This window comes from Methanocella paludicola SANAE (assembly GCF_000011005.1).
GTDB lineage: Archaea > Halobacteriota > Methanocellia > Methanocellales > Methanocellaceae > Methanocella > Methanocella paludicola.
The window spans coordinates 1,787,719-1,804,939 of sequence record NC_013665.1; the positions used below are offsets into that span (position 1 = coordinate 1,787,719).

Annotated in this window: 15 protein-coding genes; 6 read left to right on the forward strand and 9 right to left on the reverse strand. The window is 53.9% G+C overall.

What is annotated here, in order from left to right; genetic code table 11:
• Positions 1 to 11 precede the first annotated feature (11 nt).
• A complete protein-coding gene (locus tag MCP_RS09025) occupies positions 12 to 1,850 on the reverse strand; it encodes a sensor histidine kinase (RefSeq protein WP_012900533.1) in 1,839 nt (612 codons plus the stop codon).
• A gap of 679 nt (positions 1,851 to 2,529) precedes the next feature.
• Positions 2,530 to 3,000 (reverse strand): hypothetical protein, encoded by a 471-nt coding sequence (locus MCP_RS09030; protein ID WP_012900534.1) that lies wholly within the window; start codon positions 2,998 to 3,000, stop codon positions 2,530 to 2,532.
• A 258-nt stretch (positions 3,001 to 3,258) separates the two neighbouring features.
• Between MCP_RS09030 and MCP_RS09035 the strand changes: the two genes are divergently transcribed.
• Complete coding sequence (locus tag MCP_RS09035) at positions 3,259 to 3,603, forward strand: PadR family transcriptional regulator (protein WP_012900535.1); 345 nt, start codon at positions 3,259 to 3,261, stop codon at positions 3,601 to 3,603.
• 11 nt (positions 3,604 to 3,614) lie between these two features.
• Positions 3,615 to 4,316, forward strand: a complete 702-nt coding sequence (locus MCP_RS09040; RefSeq protein WP_012900536.1) for an RDD family protein — start codon at positions 3,615 to 3,617, stop codon at positions 4,314 to 4,316.
• Between the two features lie 20 nt (positions 4,317 to 4,336).
• Here MCP_RS09040 and MCP_RS09045 read toward each other — a convergent pair whose 3' ends face one another.
• The 6 genes from MCP_RS09045 to MCP_RS09070 form a co-directional block, all read right to left on the reverse strand.
• On the reverse strand, positions 4,337 to 4,522 hold the full coding sequence (locus MCP_RS09045; protein ID WP_128567129.1) for a hypothetical protein: 186 nt from the start codon (positions 4,520 to 4,522) through the stop codon (positions 4,337 to 4,339).
• A 44-nt stretch (positions 4,523 to 4,566) separates the two neighbouring features.
• On the reverse strand, positions 4,567 to 5,100 hold the full coding sequence (locus MCP_RS09050; RefSeq protein WP_012900538.1) for a hypothetical protein: 534 nt from the start codon (positions 5,098 to 5,100) through the stop codon (positions 4,567 to 4,569).
• A gap of 579 nt (positions 5,101 to 5,679) precedes the next feature.
• Entirely contained in the window at positions 5,680 to 6,447 is a 768-nt protein-coding gene (locus MCP_RS09055) for an ABC transporter ATP-binding protein (RefSeq protein ID WP_012900539.1), read from the reverse strand.
• Positions 6,448 to 6,455: 8 nt separating this feature from the next.
• Entirely contained in the window at positions 6,456 to 7,613 is a 1,158-nt protein-coding gene (locus MCP_RS09060) for a FecCD family ABC transporter permease (protein ID WP_012900540.1), read from the reverse strand.
• 114 nt (positions 7,614 to 7,727) lie between these two features.
• Positions 7,728 to 8,735, reverse strand: a complete 1,008-nt coding sequence (locus MCP_RS09065; RefSeq protein ID WP_231845048.1) for an ABC transporter substrate-binding protein — start codon at positions 8,733 to 8,735, stop codon at positions 7,728 to 7,730.
• Positions 8,736 to 8,974: 239 nt separating this feature from the next.
• Positions 8,975 to 9,745, reverse strand: a complete 771-nt coding sequence (locus tag MCP_RS09070; RefSeq protein WP_012900542.1) for a DUF169 domain-containing protein — start codon at positions 9,743 to 9,745, stop codon at positions 8,975 to 8,977.
• A gap of 155 nt (positions 9,746 to 9,900) precedes the next feature.
• Between MCP_RS09070 and MCP_RS09075 the strand changes: the two genes are divergently transcribed.
• Genes MCP_RS09075 through MCP_RS09085 form a run of 3 tightly spaced genes read left to right on the forward strand, consistent with a single transcriptional unit; the run spans position 9,901 to position 13,490 of the window.
• Positions 9,901 to 11,319: an AAA family ATPase gene (locus MCP_RS09075; protein ID WP_231845204.1), complete on the forward strand. Its 1,419-nt coding sequence runs from the start codon at positions 9,901 to 9,903 to the stop codon at positions 11,317 to 11,319.
• Positions 11,316 to 12,836: a vWA domain-containing protein gene (locus tag MCP_RS09080; RefSeq protein ID WP_012900544.1), complete on the forward strand. Its 1,521-nt coding sequence runs from the start codon at positions 11,316 to 11,318 to the stop codon at positions 12,834 to 12,836. The genes MCP_RS09075 and MCP_RS09080 overlap by 4 nt, the downstream gene beginning before the upstream one ends.
• A gap of 51 nt (positions 12,837 to 12,887) precedes the next feature.
• Positions 12,888 to 13,490 carry a DUF2115 domain-containing protein gene (locus MCP_RS09085; RefSeq protein WP_012900545.1) on the forward strand — a complete coding sequence of 201 codons (603 nt, stop codon included), beginning with the start codon at positions 12,888 to 12,890 and terminating at the stop codon, positions 13,488 to 13,490.
• A gap of 12 nt (positions 13,491 to 13,502) precedes the next feature.
• Here MCP_RS09085 and MCP_RS09090 read toward each other — a convergent pair whose 3' ends face one another.
• Positions 13,503 to 14,039, reverse strand: a complete 537-nt coding sequence (locus MCP_RS09090; protein ID WP_128860015.1) for a DUF1453 family protein — start codon at positions 14,037 to 14,039, stop codon at positions 13,503 to 13,505.
• Positions 14,040 to 14,243: 204 nt separating this feature from the next.
• Here MCP_RS09090 and purL point away from each other — a divergent pair, with 204 nt between their 5' ends.
• Entirely contained in the window at positions 14,244 to 17,219 is a 2,976-nt protein-coding gene (gene purL, locus MCP_RS09095; protein WP_012900547.1) for a phosphoribosylformylglycinamidine synthase subunit PurL, read from the forward strand.
• Positions 17,220 to 17,221 lie beyond the last annotated feature (2 nt).

The following is a 17,221-nucleotide window of genomic DNA, read 5'->3' on the forward strand; positions in this document are numbered from 1 at the left end:
GAGTTTTTCACCTATTCTGCCGACGGTAGCGTAACGATGAAGCGGCAGCCCTTTGAAGGTTCCCTGGCAATACGGTCTTCCACTTTAACTTCCCCGTGGAAATCTTCCACGAGCGTCTTGACCAGGTAAAGCCCGAGCCCGCGGCCACCTATCCTCATGGACTCTCCCCTGTGCGAGACAAATAATCGCTGTTTTATGTCGTCGGGGATGCCGGGGCCGTTATCCTCGATGTCGACGATACAATATCGCTTATCGCCCACCAGGGCTTTCTTAAGATTAATGCCGATGGTCAGCGGGCCGCGCGAGTGCTTGATGGCATTACCGATGATGTTTGAAAAAACATCCGATAGCAGGTCATTCGCCATGACGTGGCACGCGCCTTCAGTCTTAAGGTCAATTACGATATCCCTTCCGGCGATCTTAGAATATTGCGGGATAAGCCTGCGGATCGTCTCTACTACGTCCACCGCGTTGAGAACGAGAAGGTCGCCCCTGGCGCGCTGGAGTTTTCTCACGTTGGATATCAGCCTGGTGCTGTTACCTATCGCCTCCAGGGGCTTGGAGATGAGCTGTCTCGCCTTTTCATCCAGGTCGAGCGTATCCAGTGCCAGTTCGAGGAAGCCCATGCCTATCTGGTTGAGGTTGTTAATGTCATGGCCCATCAGGTCGAGGTAGAGTTCGGCCTGCGCCTTAGACTCCTGCAAGGCCTCCTCCACCTGTTTGCGGGCCGTTATGTCCTGAATGATACCGTAAAGCCATATGGGCCTGCCTGCCTGGTCCTGTCGGAGCTTATCGGCCACGGAGTTGATATAGCGTACAGACCCATCGGCCGTGATTATGCGATAGTCGATGTTAAAAAGCTTGTTTTCTTTTATTGCCGCAGTTAAGGCATTTGTTACCATTTCCCGGTCGTCCGGGTGTGTATGAAATATGAACCAATCATTTGAAGGCAGAGGGCTGCCTGGTGAGAGCCCCACTATACGGTATATCTCATCGGACCATTGGACTTCGTTTTTCTTGATGTCTAACGCCCAGTTACCGACATGGGCAATGCTCTGGGCTCTCGATAATATCGCCCGGCTCTTTATGAGCGCTTTCTCCGTCTTTTTACGTTTTGATATATCGATACCGGATATGAGGCCGGTAGGCACACCACCGTAAGTGATGAGCTCTGTGGAAATATCGAGCCACTTCTCTTCCCCGCCCTTCGTCAAGATCCTTACCTCGTACCGGGAAGGGTCGGGCTTGCCGTGCAGGCAGGATCCGGTACGGGACTTTGCTTCATCCCGGTTAGCAGGATGGACGAAATGCCAGGGTTCGCCGGATAAAAGCTCGTCCCTGCTGTAGCCCGTTATCATCTCTATGGCACGGTTCGCGTAGATGAACTTATCATCCTGGTAGAGCATGGTGACGGCCGGCGATGCCTCGGTCAGCACCTTGAATTTTTCCTCGCTCTCGCGCAAGGCTTTTTCGATGTGCTCGCGCTCCGTGATCTCATTCTTCAATGACACGTTCATGCGGCTAAGTTCGGCTGTCCTTTCTCTCACACGGGATTCCAGCGTTTCCTGTGCCTGGCGTAGCTTTTCCTCCGAGCTTTTCAATATACTTAACAGTGCATCCTTCTTGAGGGCGATCCATCCCACGATGTATGCGATGATCAGGAACATGAAGGCCCGGAGTAGCGCATCGTATGTTAACGAGCCATCGGACATGTAATTGAAAATAATGTGAACCATGCCGAACAATAGGGCCACATAGACGGCTTTTCTGTGATACCAGATCCCGGCGAGGATGATCGGGATGTAGAATAAATGGGTATACACTACATCGATCCTGTGCAGGATGTTCATATAGAAAGCGATGAATATGGACGCAAGTATCGCTAAAGCCAGAATGGCCGGCCTATATTGGTCAAACCTACTTTTCTCACTACTACAACCTATAAGATCCCCTCAAATATCGACAAGCCCATGAGCGATTAATATATTATTTTATATTATATATTATCGCATAAAATAAGTATTGGGTTAAATATTTTCAGTATCACCGAATTAAAACTGACAGGCCGGTAAGATGGCACAGTAAGAAATAAAGGTTCTTGTGCGTTTTTGGGATGATATATTGCTTTGGCTGATGCCTTCGCTCGTTTTTATGTTATGCCGTCGTTGAGTGGTCCAACCACAGGGGCACGGAGAGCGCTGAGTTTCACGGAGTTTTCTTATAAATGGAGGCTCAGAGGGCACAGGGGACGGGTTTATAACTTTCCCGGGGCACGGAGTTGAAAGAGGCACTGCCGAGGATAAACCGCATTATTGTTTATTGGTCAACCGAGCCTCAATAAACTCTGTGCCCCAGGCAAACTAATAAACCGGGCTCTGAGCTCTCTGAGTCTCAAATTATTAAAAAATAACTCTGTGAAACTCCCGTGCGCTCCGTGCCCCTGTGGTTGGACCACTCAACGACGGCATAACTAGAAAAGGATAAAAATATTCATCCCAAAACCGCGGAAGAATCAAAATAAAATAAATTTTAAACGGACGTTTCCCGGAGCATGTCCCACCTGCCGTCCATGATGGCGCTCTTCACCTGGCACCCTGCGACCGTGATCTCCGCCTCATGGGGAGTGATCACCTGGGCCAGGTACTTGCCGGTCCTGTCGCCGTAGCCGCTGTGGCGGCAGTCGAACTTTGCCTTGAACGTATATTCGGAGGGAGCCAGCGGCATGGCGATCTTCATCGTCATGGCCGAAAATTGAGGCTTCACGACGTCGCTCAGCATGCCGGCGTGCTCTACCCGGAGGCTCAGCGTATCAGACATGCCGTCGAACCTGAAGGTCTCGTCATTCTTCACGAACTGTTCCGCCACGAGCGATGCGCCATCCCGCGTATCGCACGCTTTATCGGCCGTGGCCGAGCCCCTGTATGAGCATAGTATAACGGACATGAGCGCGCAGACCAGAAAGAGCATTTTTACCGTTTTGAAGCCTGTATTGTGAGCCATTTTTATCCCTTGCCTGATTAGACATTATCCAATCCACGGCGTATAACCGTTGTCCGGTAATGAGGCAAATTTAACCCCTATTATGACGATTTGAGCTGAATTTACCGCGTTTTTATTTTTATAAAAAGAGGCTTATGAATGTAGCTGAAAAAAGGCCCGACGTCGACGGCCCGTTATAAATAAGGGCAAACCTATATATATCAGGATAGTATACATAAGACTAGTAGGTATATACCTACAATACGTACAGTGAGAGGTATGCAGTCAGACATCGAAAAGTGGCTTAAGGAGCTGCGAAAGGGAAGCACGAAGCTCGCAATGCTCACCCTGCTGAACAAGCGGGACATGTACGGCTATGAGATCACGAAGGAGCTGAGCAATATCACGGGCGGAGCCATTGCTCTCAAGGAAAGCAACGCCTATCCGGCCCTCCACACGATGGAGGCGGACGGGCTTATCACCAGCTACTGGAAAGAGACCGAGCCGGGCATGCCCCCGCGAAAATACTATAGCATAACACCGGCAGGCAAAGGCTTCTTCGAAGATATGAAGAAGGAATGGATGAAGCACAACGAAGCCATGGAAAAGGTATGGAATTACTAGGAGGGCTTCGCATGGAATTTACACAGGGCGCTAAAGACCTGATAGAGAAGAACATTAAGATCATTTTGGAAAAGATGACCCTGAGCCAGAAGGACAGGGCCGACGTGGAGAAGGAGCTTCGCTCGAACTTTTTCGAGGGCTCCGAAGTCAAGGCAAAGGAGAGAGGAGCGAGCGTCGTCTCCGAGGAAGACGTGCTGAAGGCAGTAAGCGAGGAAGGCAATCCCGAAGAGATCGCTGGCGCATATATGTGCTCTTACGCAGGCAGCCTGAAGAGGGCTGGCTTCTGGTGGAGGTCGGCCGCGTACATCATCGACATGATCATCGCCGGCATCACCATTGGCATTCTATCGCTGCCCTTCCTGGCGCTGAACTTCCTGTTCGAGACTCACGATACGCCGTTCTGGATCGCCGGGATCGTCGTCCTCATGAACCTGGCCATCGGCCTCATCGCGCTGGGCGTGCTCATTTCCTACCTCGTCATACTGGAAGGACGCTACGGCATGACGGCGGGCAAGTACATCCTGGGCCTGAAAGTGCTCAAGGTCGATGGCACTCCGATAGACTACAAAGACGCGCTGCTGAGGAACATCCCCAAGTTCTTCGGGAATTTCATCATCATCGACGCCTTGATCATGGTGATATTTTTCAATAAGGAAAAGCAGCGGGCGTTCGATAAGGTAGCCAACACGATCGTTGTCCATACCCGTGGTTAACATACCACGGGTCGATCCTCCTATTTTTTATCCCCAAGATGCGTTCGAACACCGCTGATGATCTTGTCTTTCTTTTTCGCCTCTTCGAATATCCGCTCCTCGGCCCGCTCCGAGTCGATGATGGGCGGCGATATCTCGGGGGCTGCGGCCTTTTCCGGGGACTGCACTTCGTCTCTCTCGTCTAAAAGCTTTTTGAGGCTCCGCATCGCGTTCACCCGTCCATATCGTGGGCTTACGCGTTTGAATATGTTTATTGTGGTTTTACCAGGATGAGCGTCAGCGCCGGTGTTCCTGGCGAGAATTCCTGGCTGTAGAATGGTATGGCTCGCACGTCCCGTGGCAGCGCCGTGCCCTTGCCGTAGAGCCAGCGGTCCCATTTTTCGATGGGCGGCGTGAGCTTCATGTCCCCCCTGGCGTCCACAACACGCTGTAGAGACTCTGTGAGCCATTCCCGTAGCTTGAACATGATCTGCCCGTCGTCCATGAATGCATTGGCCGCCTCATAAGACGCTTCAATAATAACGAATATCTGCCCTCGCCCCAGGTCCGCTTTAAAAATATCGTAAGTCCGGCCGCTTATCTCGCTCAGGCGCTCCTTGTTGTTGAACTTCTCCTCCACGAGCCCGAAGAACTTGAGTGTTTTCATGTTCCTGTATGTGCGGTAGACTTCGGCCAGAGCGCTGTTCGGTATGGATACCGGTCCCGAATACGCTGCCAGCTTGCCTACCTCGCGCTTTAAATCTATGTCGACGGTCGTAATGCGATTAAGGGGTGTTATGGGCATTATTGAAAGATTTAGAGGCTGCACATATGTAATTTTTCCGGCTGAGCGTTGATTTGTTTGGTCGGTAACACGAACCTCTCCAAAGGAATTAAACCACGAATTTTTCTTTTTAGATTTTACTCACGAAGCCTCGAATGCTCTAGCCCACCGTCAATGCCCGAACTCTCGAATACACAGGGCAGTGCTCTAAGCCTCTAACGCGCTAACCCGAAACGAAGGCTCGAAGGCTCTAAATCACGTTCGAAACGCTAAACAGTGGAGCACAAATACTCTAAAAGCCCGGTCGATCCCCCACATTTTGGGTTTTAGTGCCGTTAGCGGTTTAGCCGAGCATTAGAGAGTTAGTGCAGGCTCGTTTAGCGTTTCGAACGTGCATTCGAGCTTTAGAGCCTTCTTTTCGAGTTTGAGGCTCAGGGCGTTCGTGCAATGCCCAGAGTGTTAGAGAGTTCGTGCTTTGACGGTGTTTTAGAGGCTCAGGGATTTAGTGAGTAAAATCTTTAAAAAGAATTCGTGCTTTAATTCCTTTGGAGAGGTTCGAGATACCAACCGAACTAATCAACGCAACAGTCAACCGGTAGTTTATTTTGCCCTAATGGGCACGATATACTTACCGTACCCGCTCTCGACGACTACGGCCTCGACCCCATAAACGCTATTAATATTCTGCACGGTGAGCACATCCTCAGGCCTACCAAAAGCATACAGCCGGCCTTTCTGCATCATGGCCACCTTATCCGAATACTTCAGGGCAAGGTTAAGGTCATGCAGGGCAACGATCATCGAGGCGCCCTGATCCTTCGTAAGCCTCTTTGTAATCTCAAGGACCTCGATCTGGTGCTTCAAGTCCAGGTTACTCGTGGGCTCGTCCAGCAAGTACAACTGAGGCTGCTGGGCGAGCGTCCGGGCGATATATACCTTCTGTTTCTCGCCGCCGCTCAGCTCGTCCATGAACTTACCGGCCATGGACGTGATGCCCATGTTCTCCAGCGCCTTCTGGACGATGTCCAGGTCATTTTTTGACACCTTCCACTTGATATGGGGCTTACGGCCCAGCAGCACGGTCTCCATGACGTTCGAATAGAACAAATAGTGGAAATTCTGGGGGACATAGCCGATCAGCTTTGCGATCTCGGAGATGTCTATGGTCGACAGGTCCCGTCCGTTCAGGGATATCCTGCCGGAGGACGGCTGGATGATCTGGGCGATGGACTTGATGATGGTGCTCTTGCCCGAGCCGTTGGGGCCGATGATGCTCACCACTTCGCCGGGGCCGACATCGAAGGAGACGCCGTCCGCTGCCACGTACTTACCATATTTTACCACGACGTCCTCGAGATTTATCCTCATGGTGCCTCCTAATAGATGTGGCTCTCCTTCCCCCGAAGGATCAGGAAAAGGAAGAATATCCCTCCGATGATGTACATGATGATGCCGACGGGAAGCTCGATGGGGCTCACGATGGTGCGGGCAAAGGTGTCCGAGACCAGCAGGATGATGGCGCCGGTCAGGGCGGAGCACGGGAGAAGGTACCGGTAATCGTTGCCGATGAGCATGCGGCAGATGTGCGGCGCCATGAGGCCGATGAAGCCGATGACGCCCGTAAAGGCGAGACAGCTCGAGGCGATCAGCGTCGTCAGGAACAGGCAGATCAGCCTTAAACGCTCGACCCGGATGCCCAGGCTCTTCGCGATATCGTCGCCAGCCGAGAGCGCGTTGAGGTCCCAGGAGATGAGCGACAGGAGCAGGACACAGATGAGCGTGATAGGCGCGAGGATGACTATTGTGTCCCAGTTCGCGCTCCACATGCCGCCCATGAGCCACATGACGATGTCCTTGAGCCGCTCGTTGTTGGACAGGTACTGGAAGACGAGCACGCCGGCCTGGAAGATATAGCCGATGACCACGCCCGCGAGTATTAGCGTCGCCTGGCCCGTGCCCCGCATCCTCGAGATCCCGTAGATGAGGAACATGCTCAGGAGGCCGAAGGCGAAAGCGCTGATGACTATCACGTAATCGTCGCTGATCATCATCATGGCGGAAAGGCCTGCGCCGAATACGATGGCGAGGGCGGCGCCGAAAGAGGAGGCCGAGGCAAGGCCGAGGGTGAACGGGCTGACGAGCGGGTTCCTCAGGATGCCCTGCATGACCGCTCCCGCGACCGCCAGGCTGATGCCCGTAAGGATGGCCAGGAGGATCCTGGGCAGGCGCATGTTCACGACGATGGATTCGGCGATGCTGCTGCCCGGCTGCATGGCCGACGCGTCTAGCCGAAAGCTGAAAGGAATATAGTTATCGACGAAGGTGAAGATGCCATTGATAAAGGCGATGAACGCGTGGCCTATGGACAGCCCGACATCGCTGATGCTGATGCTGGCCGACCCCGCAGTCACGGAATATATCGAGGCCACGACCAGCAATATGAATAGCGCAATGAGCAGGCTGACCTTCTTAGCATGGCCTTCCCGGTAAATCTCGCTGACGAACGCCTCTTTTAACGAGGCCTGGCCCTCCATCCATACACCTCTATCAAATAATCGAACACGGATTTATCCGTGACCCTATCATATATCTTAAAATGATTGATATCGTTTTCCCCTGATAAAAGAAGGGCATGAAATTCATGCCCTTCAGGGGGAGGGATAGATGTAGACGTAGTCGTTTGCGCCGGGGACGAACTTTTGCGCATACGTGTCGAGCGCCTTTTGCGCGTCCACGTCGCTGAACCTGTCAGGATAAAGGATCTTGCCCATGTACAGCATGCCCATGAATCCCTTGGGGCCGTATGCCACGGCGGTGGACATGATGTAGACCCTGTTGTCCTTGACGGCGTTCACGTTCTCCATGCCGGTCCTGTTCTTGATCTCAGCGATCTTGCCAACCATGTAGTCCTGCGACTTCACGTACCCGACGGTCTGGACGACAATGTCCGGATTACTCTCGAGTATCCACTCGGCACTGACCTGCGGATACATCTGGGTCAGGTTGCCCGCGATGTTATAGCCTCCGGACATTCGGACCAGCGTGTCGCCGCCCGATCCCTTTCCGGCTGTCGAGAGCGTTGTCATGTTCTGGCCCCAGTAGACCTTCGGCTTTTGGCTCTCCGTCACGTTGGCGATCCTGTCGGTAACGGTCTTCATGTTATCCTCGATGAAGCCCACGTATGCCGTGGCGTTCTCCTCTTCGCCGCAGATAACGCCCATCTTCCTGATGTCCGATGTCAGGTTGTCCATCTTATAGCAGTCCAGCTGTATCAGCGTAATGTTGGCCGCCTGGAACTGTGCCAGGTTCTTAGGCTTCCAGCTCGCGTAAGAGATGACCACGTCGGGCTTGAGCGCGATGATATCCTCGATGCTGGGGTTGTCCCATACGCCGACGCTAGTAATATTGCCCAGCTGGGATGCCATGAGCGGCGTGTTGTTGACCGTGTTCACGATGCCCACTATCTTGTCCTTCGCTCCGAGAGCTATGAGTACTTCTGCCGCGTCGGAGTTGGTGACGATTATGCGGTTCGCTGCCGCAGGTAACGTAATTGTTTTACCCGTCGAGTCAACGATGGTCACGGGCTTTGCGGTCGCAGTCGGTGTTACGGATGGCGATGTCGTCGGGCTCGTGCAGCCGGAGAGTGCCGCGGCCATTATCATGATCGAACATAATACGAAGCATAGTAAGCGTTTGTTATAGATACCTGATTCCTCCCTGTATGGTTGCTTATTACTGAAGAGTATGGTATGCAAGGTATAGTATTAATAATTTATCGATTTTTCATACTAAATGTGACAATTATAAACAATTATAATAAAAGTACTGAATAAAAATATACCAGGTTTAAGACCCCTAAGAGGTATAAGACCGCAAAAACGGGCAGAAAAAAGTTTTAAACAGGTTCCCTGGTCCTGGGATAAGTCATCTCGGGCGCCCTCACAGCGAACGAGGCACCATACTTCTCGCAGATGCGCCGGGCCATCTCAATGGGCATGCTCAAGGCCATGATATTCTCAGGGAACCAGGAATTACCATCCGGGGCGTTCGGGCCGAGGAAGGCGGTATTTTTTGGGGCGTTAGCGGCCATGCCCGAGGGGTAGGCGACGAATAAAGAGCAATGAGAGCCCCACGGGGCCATTATGGGGTTGAAAATGCGGGTCTCGTCGAAGTGGACGAGGGCGCAAAGGTTCCGGACCTGCTCGGCGCTGCCGAAACAGACAACAGACAGCACATCGGCTTTTCCAGAGATATCAGCGGCCGCGCTGGTGACGATGTAGTCGGCAGGGGGCGTGATCCTGCCGATATTCTGCAGGCTCAGGCGGCACACTTCGGGCGACGATTTCAGGAACAGGGCCTCGTCGTCGCTCCTGCCTACCAGCATGTCCTCCATCGAAGTAGGAAAATTAATGAAGCCCAGCCAGGACTGTGCGCCATAGCAGCAGCCCTTGAGCACGTCCTCCCCCAAAAAGAGGGGTGGGATGCCGTCATGAGCAGACTGCTTGAACATCGCCTTTGCAAGGCAGCGGTGCCCGGCCTGTAATATCGAGGACACCTGGACGGCGCCCTTCGGGGCGACGTCGGAGCCATATACATATATCGGCCTGTAGATGAGCCGGCCGGCCTCAATCAGCCGCTCGTTTATTTCGTTGATGGAAAGGGACATTATTCGAGAAACCCCGGAATGCTAAAATATTGAAGGCTCATATAGCATAAATTTTTATTCGGGATGTTAAATCACCTGAATACGTTAATATACAAATCAGAAGATAGTTATTTTTAATCAAGGGAGGGCGTGCCATTAGCATAACGGAGGACCTGCTGGCCGTACGCGAAGCGCTAGATAAAAGATTTAAGGAGCGGACGGAGGAGATCAACTGCGCGCTGCTGGCCATCATCTCGGGTGAGCACGTGCTCTTTCTGGGGCCCCCGGGCACGGCGAAGTCGCTGCTCTCGAAAAGCGTGTGCGAGGCCATCGACGGGTACTTTTTCTATTATTTGTTGACGCGCTTTACGACTCCCGAGGAAGTGTTCGGGCCGCTGTCGCTGAAGGCCCTGCAGAGGGACGATTTCCGCCGCAGGACCGAGGGGTACCTGCCCACGGCGCATATCGCTTTCCTGGATGAGATATTCAAGTCGAACAGCTCCATCCTGAACAGCCTTCTCACGATACTGAACGAGCGCAAGTTCACAAGCGGCAGCCACGTCACGGACGTGCCGCTTCTTACGGCGTTCGGCGCCTCCAACGAGATGCCCGAGGATAACGAAAGCCTCGAGGCGCTTTATGACCGTTTCCTGTTCCGGTGCTCGGTGAAGTACGTGGAGGACGAGTTGAATTTCGCCGACCTGATATTTGGTACGGATGAGTCTCTTGCCCTGGGCTCAAAGCTGTCCATACCGGATATCCAGGACCTGCAGGTGAGGGCTAAAAACGTTAGCGTCGATGCCGATGTCCGAAAGATCGTGCTGGAGACGAGACGGGAGTTAAGGGCCAAGAATTTTATCCTGTCGGACCGCCGCTGGAAAAAGATGGTCAACGTCATGAGGATAGCGGCCGCGAGCATCGGCCAGAGGACCGTGGACCGCTCCATGGTGCTGCTATTACAACACATGGCCTGGGATCGGCCTGAGCAGAAGGAGCATATCAAGAACATGCTGATGGACTTGATGATCTCGGGCGGGGAGAGCCTGAAAAAGCTCAAAAAGGAGACCGACGACCTGCTGATGCTGGTGCAGCGCTCCGTGGACTTCAAGTTCCCGCTGCGCATCCGTTGTTATGATTGTAATGAGATGCTCGAGAGCTCGAAAAAGCTGTACATGCATAAGACGATATTCCCCGAGCATCTTTATTATGACCCTTACCGCATCAGCCTGCATCTCCGGTACTTCGGCTACCACGAGCTGCTCAGGGTGCTCCAGGAGGAGTACGGCTGGAACTTCGTGGAAAACACGCCCCAGCGCATCCACGCCTACATCGTGGAGATGACCGGCATGCGGGACAGGCACGCCCAGGCCCGGGTCAAAGTAGAAGAAGAGGTTGAGACGCTGAAATGCATGCTGGACAGGAACGTCTGGGTCACGCAGAACGACCGCACGGCGGTCATGAGCCGGTGCCAGTATAAGATAAACCTGCTCCACGAGATCGACCACACGTTCCACATCATCGAGTCCATGATCGAGCAGGATGGGGCGGTGAGCCTGATGGACCGCGCTTTTGTGTTTGAGGCTGAAGCGCAATGAGCGCCGCGGGCGCATTTGAAGCTGCGCTGGACGAGGATGAGATCCGTGAGGTCATCACTCAGCCCCGGAACATCCCCCGGAGGAAGAGGGAAGAGATCGCCTCTATACTGTACCGGGAGATCGTGCTGGGCGAAGATTATGAGGTCAGGGATATCGCCCGCTTTATCGAGCACTACGGCGTTTTTTATTTGATCCTCGTCTCGTTGAAGGGCTCCGACGATTGGGCCCATGTAAAGAAGCTGGCGTCAGTGAGCAGTATATCGGCGCTGATCATGCTGCGCATCGTCCTCGAGCAGATCTTCGATATGCTGGACGACTTCTCGCGCTTCGAGCCGGAGTTGAAAAAGCTGGCCAGGGGAAAGATGGCTTTCTATTATCAGCAGTTCAAGGCGATACTGGAAAGCACCCTGGATCTATGGCACCGGAGGACGAGTAAAGAGACGCCCAGGTCAACCAGGAGGGCAGCCCAGGAAAAAGTAGATATCGTCGAGCGGGTAAGCCGGTTTGAGAATGATAAGGCGTCCAGGAAGTTCCTGGACTTGCTTGCCGGTAGCGTGCTCCTTTCGGGCATCATGGGACAGGTAAGTAACGTGGAGGACCATCTGGAGTCGCTGGAGATGCTTTCGCTGTTATACCCGGGCAGGGGCTGGGACCGGTCCATGCTGGAGCTTCACCGCGTCTACTTCGCCAACCTTCACAAGTACTCGAAGATCGTGGAGCGGAACGAGGACTTAAAAAAGATTTTGGATACGATTGGCCGTATAGAGATGGAGTATGGGTCGAGGCGCCTGTCCTTGTCGAGCTATAGCCATTCCGAGGTCTACTCGGTCACGACGTCGGGCGACCTGCAGCACATGCTGCCCGTGGAGAGCGTCAAGCTGCAGGACGAGACGCTCAGGAATCTCTTTTTCGCCCACTGGATGGAGAAGAAGCTGCTCACATACGAGCTTAAGGGGGTGAACTGGACGGATGACTCGAAAAAGAATAGGGGTCCCATGGTGGCCATGGTGGACACGTCGGGCTCCATGCATGGAGACCCCGAGATCGTGGCCAAGTCCATCATCCTGGCCCTCGTGAGGCGCATGATGAAGGAGAGCCGGGACGTCAAGGTATATTTGTTCTCGTCCGAGGGTCAGACTCACGAGATAGAGATCACGGATAATAAGAAAATGGCCACAGAGTTTTTGGATTTTCTTAGCTATACGTTCGAGGGTGGAACAGACTTTGATACTGCGCTTCGGGAGGGCGTGGAGTCGCTGAAAAAGAAACAATATGTGAACGCCGATATTCTCTTCATTACGGATGGCCTGTCCGTCGTGAACGATAAGTACGTTATCTCGGGCCTGGAGCAAATGAAGAGGGAAAACGGCACCAGGCTGTTCACCATTATCGTGGGTAACGATAACGCTGGCGGCATCGACCGATTCTCGGACCACATTTTCATACTGGGCAAGGCCGACCACTGGGACCCCGAGAACGGGCCTGCCAATGCCATACGGCTCATATCGGCAAGATGAGGCCTCATAGTAAAGATGAGGCCATCTGTACGATGAGGCCTCATCTTTACGATGAGTTTAAATAAAGCTGGCGAGTACATGGCCATTGTCATGGAGCAGGTATATCCGTCCGGGCGTGCCCGTGCTGTCTTTAGCCGCATAAAAAATATTAAAAAGAAATGTGAGCTGGGAGAAGCGCTCGCCTTCGAGCTTGGGCGCCTGAGTATTCTGGACCTTCAGGCAATGAGCGCCTTTTTGGAATACGAGATCAACAAGCTTCCATCGCCTTACCGGGAAAGTATACACCCATATTTCACCGAGCAATTATTTGGCAGCTATTTTAAGCTGATGCGTATGCACGGCGACGGCTCGCTTAAAAAGATCCCCGGCGAGATCGAGGACCAAAAAACGTTTCTGGAATATTGTGCCATGATCACTGGTGGAGAAGACGGTCATCTCGAGGAGTCGTACTATGGAGGCTATTATCATCTTGTCAGTTGTTTCACGATCTTTGTGATGGATGAGCCCGGCCATCCCGTGGGCATGCCGTTCCCCGGCGGCTTCCGGGTCGAGCGCCGCCCGGAAGGCTTTTATTGCCCCATCAGGGATAAGGAAAAGGACGTGCTCTTCTCCATTTGCAACTTTTGCCCGGCGAAGCAGAGCGAGCTGCCCTAAGCGACGGCCATTCTACTGATTTAACGGCACGGCCATGGCCTTTTTCATCTGCAGGTAGCGCCAGTAAACGAACCCTCTTCGGGCGATCATAGCCCCCACGGCCATCATCAGGAATATCGACGTCACCAGGCCCACATCGATCACACCGATACTTTTGATGAAGTCCTTGCCAAAGATCTTCAGGCCTATGATGCCTGCCCACAGGAGCACGGCCAGTATGGAGCCCTTAAGCAACATGGAGCCATCCTTTTCGTCGACCTGGACCTCCATCATCGAACCGACCGCAATGCCGATGCCCGCGCCTATGATTAAGCCCAGCCCGACGAATATGATCTCTAACAAACCCAATGATAGTTCAGGCATGACCATCGGGATACTGAAGAGCAGCATGATCAACGGCATGATCACGAGCCCGAAAAACCTGACACGGCGTCTGCGAAGCTGAAAGATAAGTAAAATAATAACGACCAGGAAAAAGATGCTCTCGAACGCCAGGCTATTGGACATCATATCCTGGCTGCCGGAAAAGTCATATTGCAGATGGCTCACCCGCCCCTATTTTTCCTCTTGATTATATATAACGATTTCCTGTATTGACATTATAAATTAATCGACCGTCTGGAATTACACGGCCCCGTTACCCCGATAAAAGGTATATATTCCATGAACAGGGTACATCTCAACGTTAAAAGCGTCCACACTGCCGTGGATAAGCTTAATAGTAAAACAACCGATTGATAACCTAGAGGAATTATGCCGTTCAGGATCGAGGTCGCGTTAAGGCCCGGCTACCGGGACGCCGCCGGCGAAGGCGTTAAAGCCGCCATCAAGGACAATCTGAGCATCAGCGCCGACAACGTGAGGACCATCAAGGTCTACACGGTCAATGCCAGTCTGTCGGAAGACGAGAAAAAGGCCGTTGCATCGGGCCCGTTCTCCGATGTCGTCGTCCAGGAGTACTCGCTGGACAGGCCGCTGGCCGCGAACTTCGACTGGATGATCGAGGTCGGCTTCAGGCCCGGCGTTACGGATAACGAGGGCAAGACAGGCCGCGAGGCCATCGAGGACAGGCTCGGACGGAAGCTGAAGCCGGACGAGTCGGTGCATACCTCCATGCAGTACCTCCTCAACGGCAAGATCAACCACATTCAGGCTATCCGCATCAGCAAAGAGCTGTTAGGCAACGAGCTCATCGAGCGTTTTAACATTATCAGTAAGGACGAGTGGGACGGCAAAGTTGAGCCTTATGTGCCTTTAGTGAAGGACGCTCACAAGCCCCACGTCGGCGAGATAAACCTGGACGTCAGCGATAAGGAGCTTCAGGACATCAGCCGGAAAGGCATCCTGGCGCTTTCTCTTGAAGAAATGAGGCGCATCCGGGACTATTTCAAGGAGCCCGCGATCCTCGATGCACGCCGTAAGGTCGGCCTGAGCGATAAGCCCACCGACGTCGAGCTCGAATCGCTGGCCCAGACCTGGAGCGAGCACTGTAAGCACAAGATCTTCAATGCCTCCATCGACTATTACGAGGACGGCAAGAAGGAGACCATTGACAGCCTCTTTAAGACGTATATCCAGGGCTCTACGAGCGAGATCGCAAAGAAGGCCGACTGGCTCGTATCCGTTTTCAAGGACAACGCCGGGGTCATCAAGTTCACGAATGATCATAATATCGCTTTCAAGGTAGAGACGCATAATAGCCCGTCCGCCCTGGACCCGTACGGCGGGGCCATAACGGGCATCGTGGGCGTCGACAGGGACCCGTCGGGCACGGGAATGGGCTCCAAGATCATCGCCCACACGGACGTGCTCTGCTTTGCATCTCCAAATTACACGGGACGCCTGCCGCCCCGCATTTTCCACCCCAAGCGCATAATGGAAGGCGTCGTGAGGGGCATCAAGGACGGCGGCAACAAGAACGGCATCCCGACCATCAACGGCGCTATCCTGTTCGATGACCGTTATGGCGGTAAGCCTCTCGTTTACTGCGGCTCCATCGGCATCATGCCGGCTATCGTCAACGGGAAGCCATCTGAGGATAAGAAGGCCGACGCCGGGGACCTCATAGTCATGGCCGGCGGCCGCATCGGGAAGGATGGCATTCACGGCGCCACGTTCTCGTCCGAGGAATTGCACGAGGGCTCGCCCGCGACGGCCGTCCAGATCGGCGACCCCATCACGCAGAAGAAGATGCTGGATATGCTCCTGGAAGCCCGGGACATGGGCCTGTACCGCTGCATTACTGACAACGGAGCCGGCGGCTTATCCTCATCCGTGGGAGAAACGGCGGAATCGTCCGGCGGGTGCGAGATGCACCTGGAGAAGGCTCCCTTGAAGTACCACGGCCTGGACCCGTGGGAGATATTGCTTTCAGAAGCGCAGGAGCGCATGACGCTGGCCGTGCCGCCCGAAAATATCGATGCGTTCATGGCATTATGCAAGCGCAGGGGCGTTGAGGCGACCGTGTTAGGCAAATTCACCGGCACCGGCAAGTTCCACGTCCTCTACGACGGCAAGACCGTCGCCTACCTGGACATGGACTTCCTGCACCACGGCCTGCCGAAGATGAGCCTGACGGCGAAGTGGGCTGCGCCAAAGTACAAGGACCCGGAGCTTCCTGTTGAGGGCCTGACCGGGGCGCTCATGACACTGCTTTCCGACCTTAATATTGCCAGCAAGGAATGGGTCATCAGGCAGTATGACCACGAAGTCCAGGGCGGCTCCGTGATCAAGCCGCTCACCGGCAGGGACAACGACGGCCCCGGCGATGCTGGAGTCATCAGGCCGCTCCTGGACAGGATGACCGGCCTGGCCGTCGCTAACGGCATCAACCCGTTTTACGGGGACATCGATACATATCACATGACGGCCAACTCAATCGACGAGGCTATCCGTAATATTATCGCGGTAGGCGGCAGTCTAAAGCAGATCGCTTTACTGGATAATTTCTGCTGGTGCGATCCCATCTATGACCCTGAGAAGACGCCTGATGGCGAGTATAAGCTGGCTCAATTAGTACGGGCGAATAAGGCGCTTTACGATTATACGACCGCCTATGGAACGCCATGTATATCGGGCAAGGACTCGATGAAGAACGATTACAAGCTCAAGGGCGAGGACGGGAAGGAGTACAAGATCTCTATCCCGCCGACCGTGCTGTTCTCGGCAGCGGGCGTTATTCCTGATGTCAGGAAATGCGTCACTATGGATGCCAAGATGCCGGGCGATGTCGTGTTCGCCGTGGGCAAGACGAAGGATGAGCTCGGAGGTTCAAGGTTCTATGCGATGCTCGGCGCCGTCGGGACGAACGTGCCGAAGGTTGACGCAGCAGCGAACAAGCGGACTTACGAGGCACTTTCGAAGGCCATCAATGCCGGCCTCGTGGCATCATGCCACGACTGCTCGGATGGCGGCCTTGCCGTGGCCCTGGCGGAGACGGCCTTCGCAGGCGGGCTTGGCATGGATATAGACCTCCTGCGTGTTCCGTCGGAGCGGCTCAACAGGGACGCCCAGGTGCTGTTCTCCGAGTCCGCGGGGCGGTTCGTGGTCACCGTGGCCCCTGAAAATGAAAAGGCGTTCAGGCAGGCCATGGAGGGCGTTGACTGCGAGTCCATCGGCACGGTAAGGCAAGACGACCGATTCCTCGTAAGAGGCCTTAAGAGCATCCGCATCATCGACACGATCACCGGCGCCATGAAAGAGTCCTGGCAATATCCGCTGAGGTGGTAAAC

Excerpts from the sequence above, each read along its gene's own strand:
- MCP_RS09025 (WP_012900533.1), bottom strand. The coding sequence starts at position 1,850 with ATGAACATCCTGCACAGGATCGATGTAGTGTATACCCATTTATTCTAC.
- MCP_RS09030 (WP_012900534.1), bottom strand. The coding sequence starts at position 3,000 with ATGGCTCACAATACAGGCTTCAAAACGGTAAAAATGCTCTTTCTGGTC.
- MCP_RS09035 (WP_012900535.1), top strand. The coding sequence starts at position 3,259 with ATGCAGTCAGACATCGAAAAGTGGCTTAAGGAGCTGCGAAAGGGAAGC.
- MCP_RS09040 (WP_012900536.1), top strand. The coding sequence starts at position 3,615 with ATGGAATTTACACAGGGCGCTAAAGACCTGATAGAGAAGAACATTAAG.
- MCP_RS09045 (WP_128567129.1), bottom strand. The coding sequence starts at position 4,522 with ATGCGGAGCCTCAAAAAGCTTTTAGACGAGAGAGACGAAGTGCAGTCC.
- MCP_RS09050 (WP_012900538.1), bottom strand. The coding sequence starts at position 5,100 with ATGCCCATAACACCCCTTAATCGCATTACGACCGTCGACATAGATTTA.
- MCP_RS09055 (WP_012900539.1), bottom strand. The coding sequence starts at position 6,447 with ATGAGGATAAATCTCGAGGACGTCGTGGTAAAATATGGTAAGTACGTG.
- MCP_RS09060 (WP_012900540.1), bottom strand. The coding sequence starts at position 7,613 with ATGGAGGGCCAGGCCTCGTTAAAAGAGGCGTTCGTCAGCGAGATTTAC.
- MCP_RS09065 (WP_231845048.1), bottom strand. The coding sequence starts at position 8,735 with ATGGCCGCGGCACTCTCCGGCTGCACGAGCCCGACGACATCGCCATCC.
- MCP_RS09070 (WP_012900542.1), bottom strand. The coding sequence starts at position 9,745 with ATGTCCCTTTCCATCAACGAAATAAACGAGCGGCTGATTGAGGCCGGC.
- MCP_RS09080 (WP_012900544.1), top strand. The coding sequence starts at position 11,316 with ATGAGCGCCGCGGGCGCATTTGAAGCTGCGCTGGACGAGGATGAGATC.
- MCP_RS09085 (WP_012900545.1), top strand. The coding sequence starts at position 12,888 with ATGAGTTTAAATAAAGCTGGCGAGTACATGGCCATTGTCATGGAGCAG.
- purL (WP_012900547.1), top strand. The coding sequence starts at position 14,244 with ATGCCGTTCAGGATCGAGGTCGCGTTAAGGCCCGGCTACCGGGACGCC.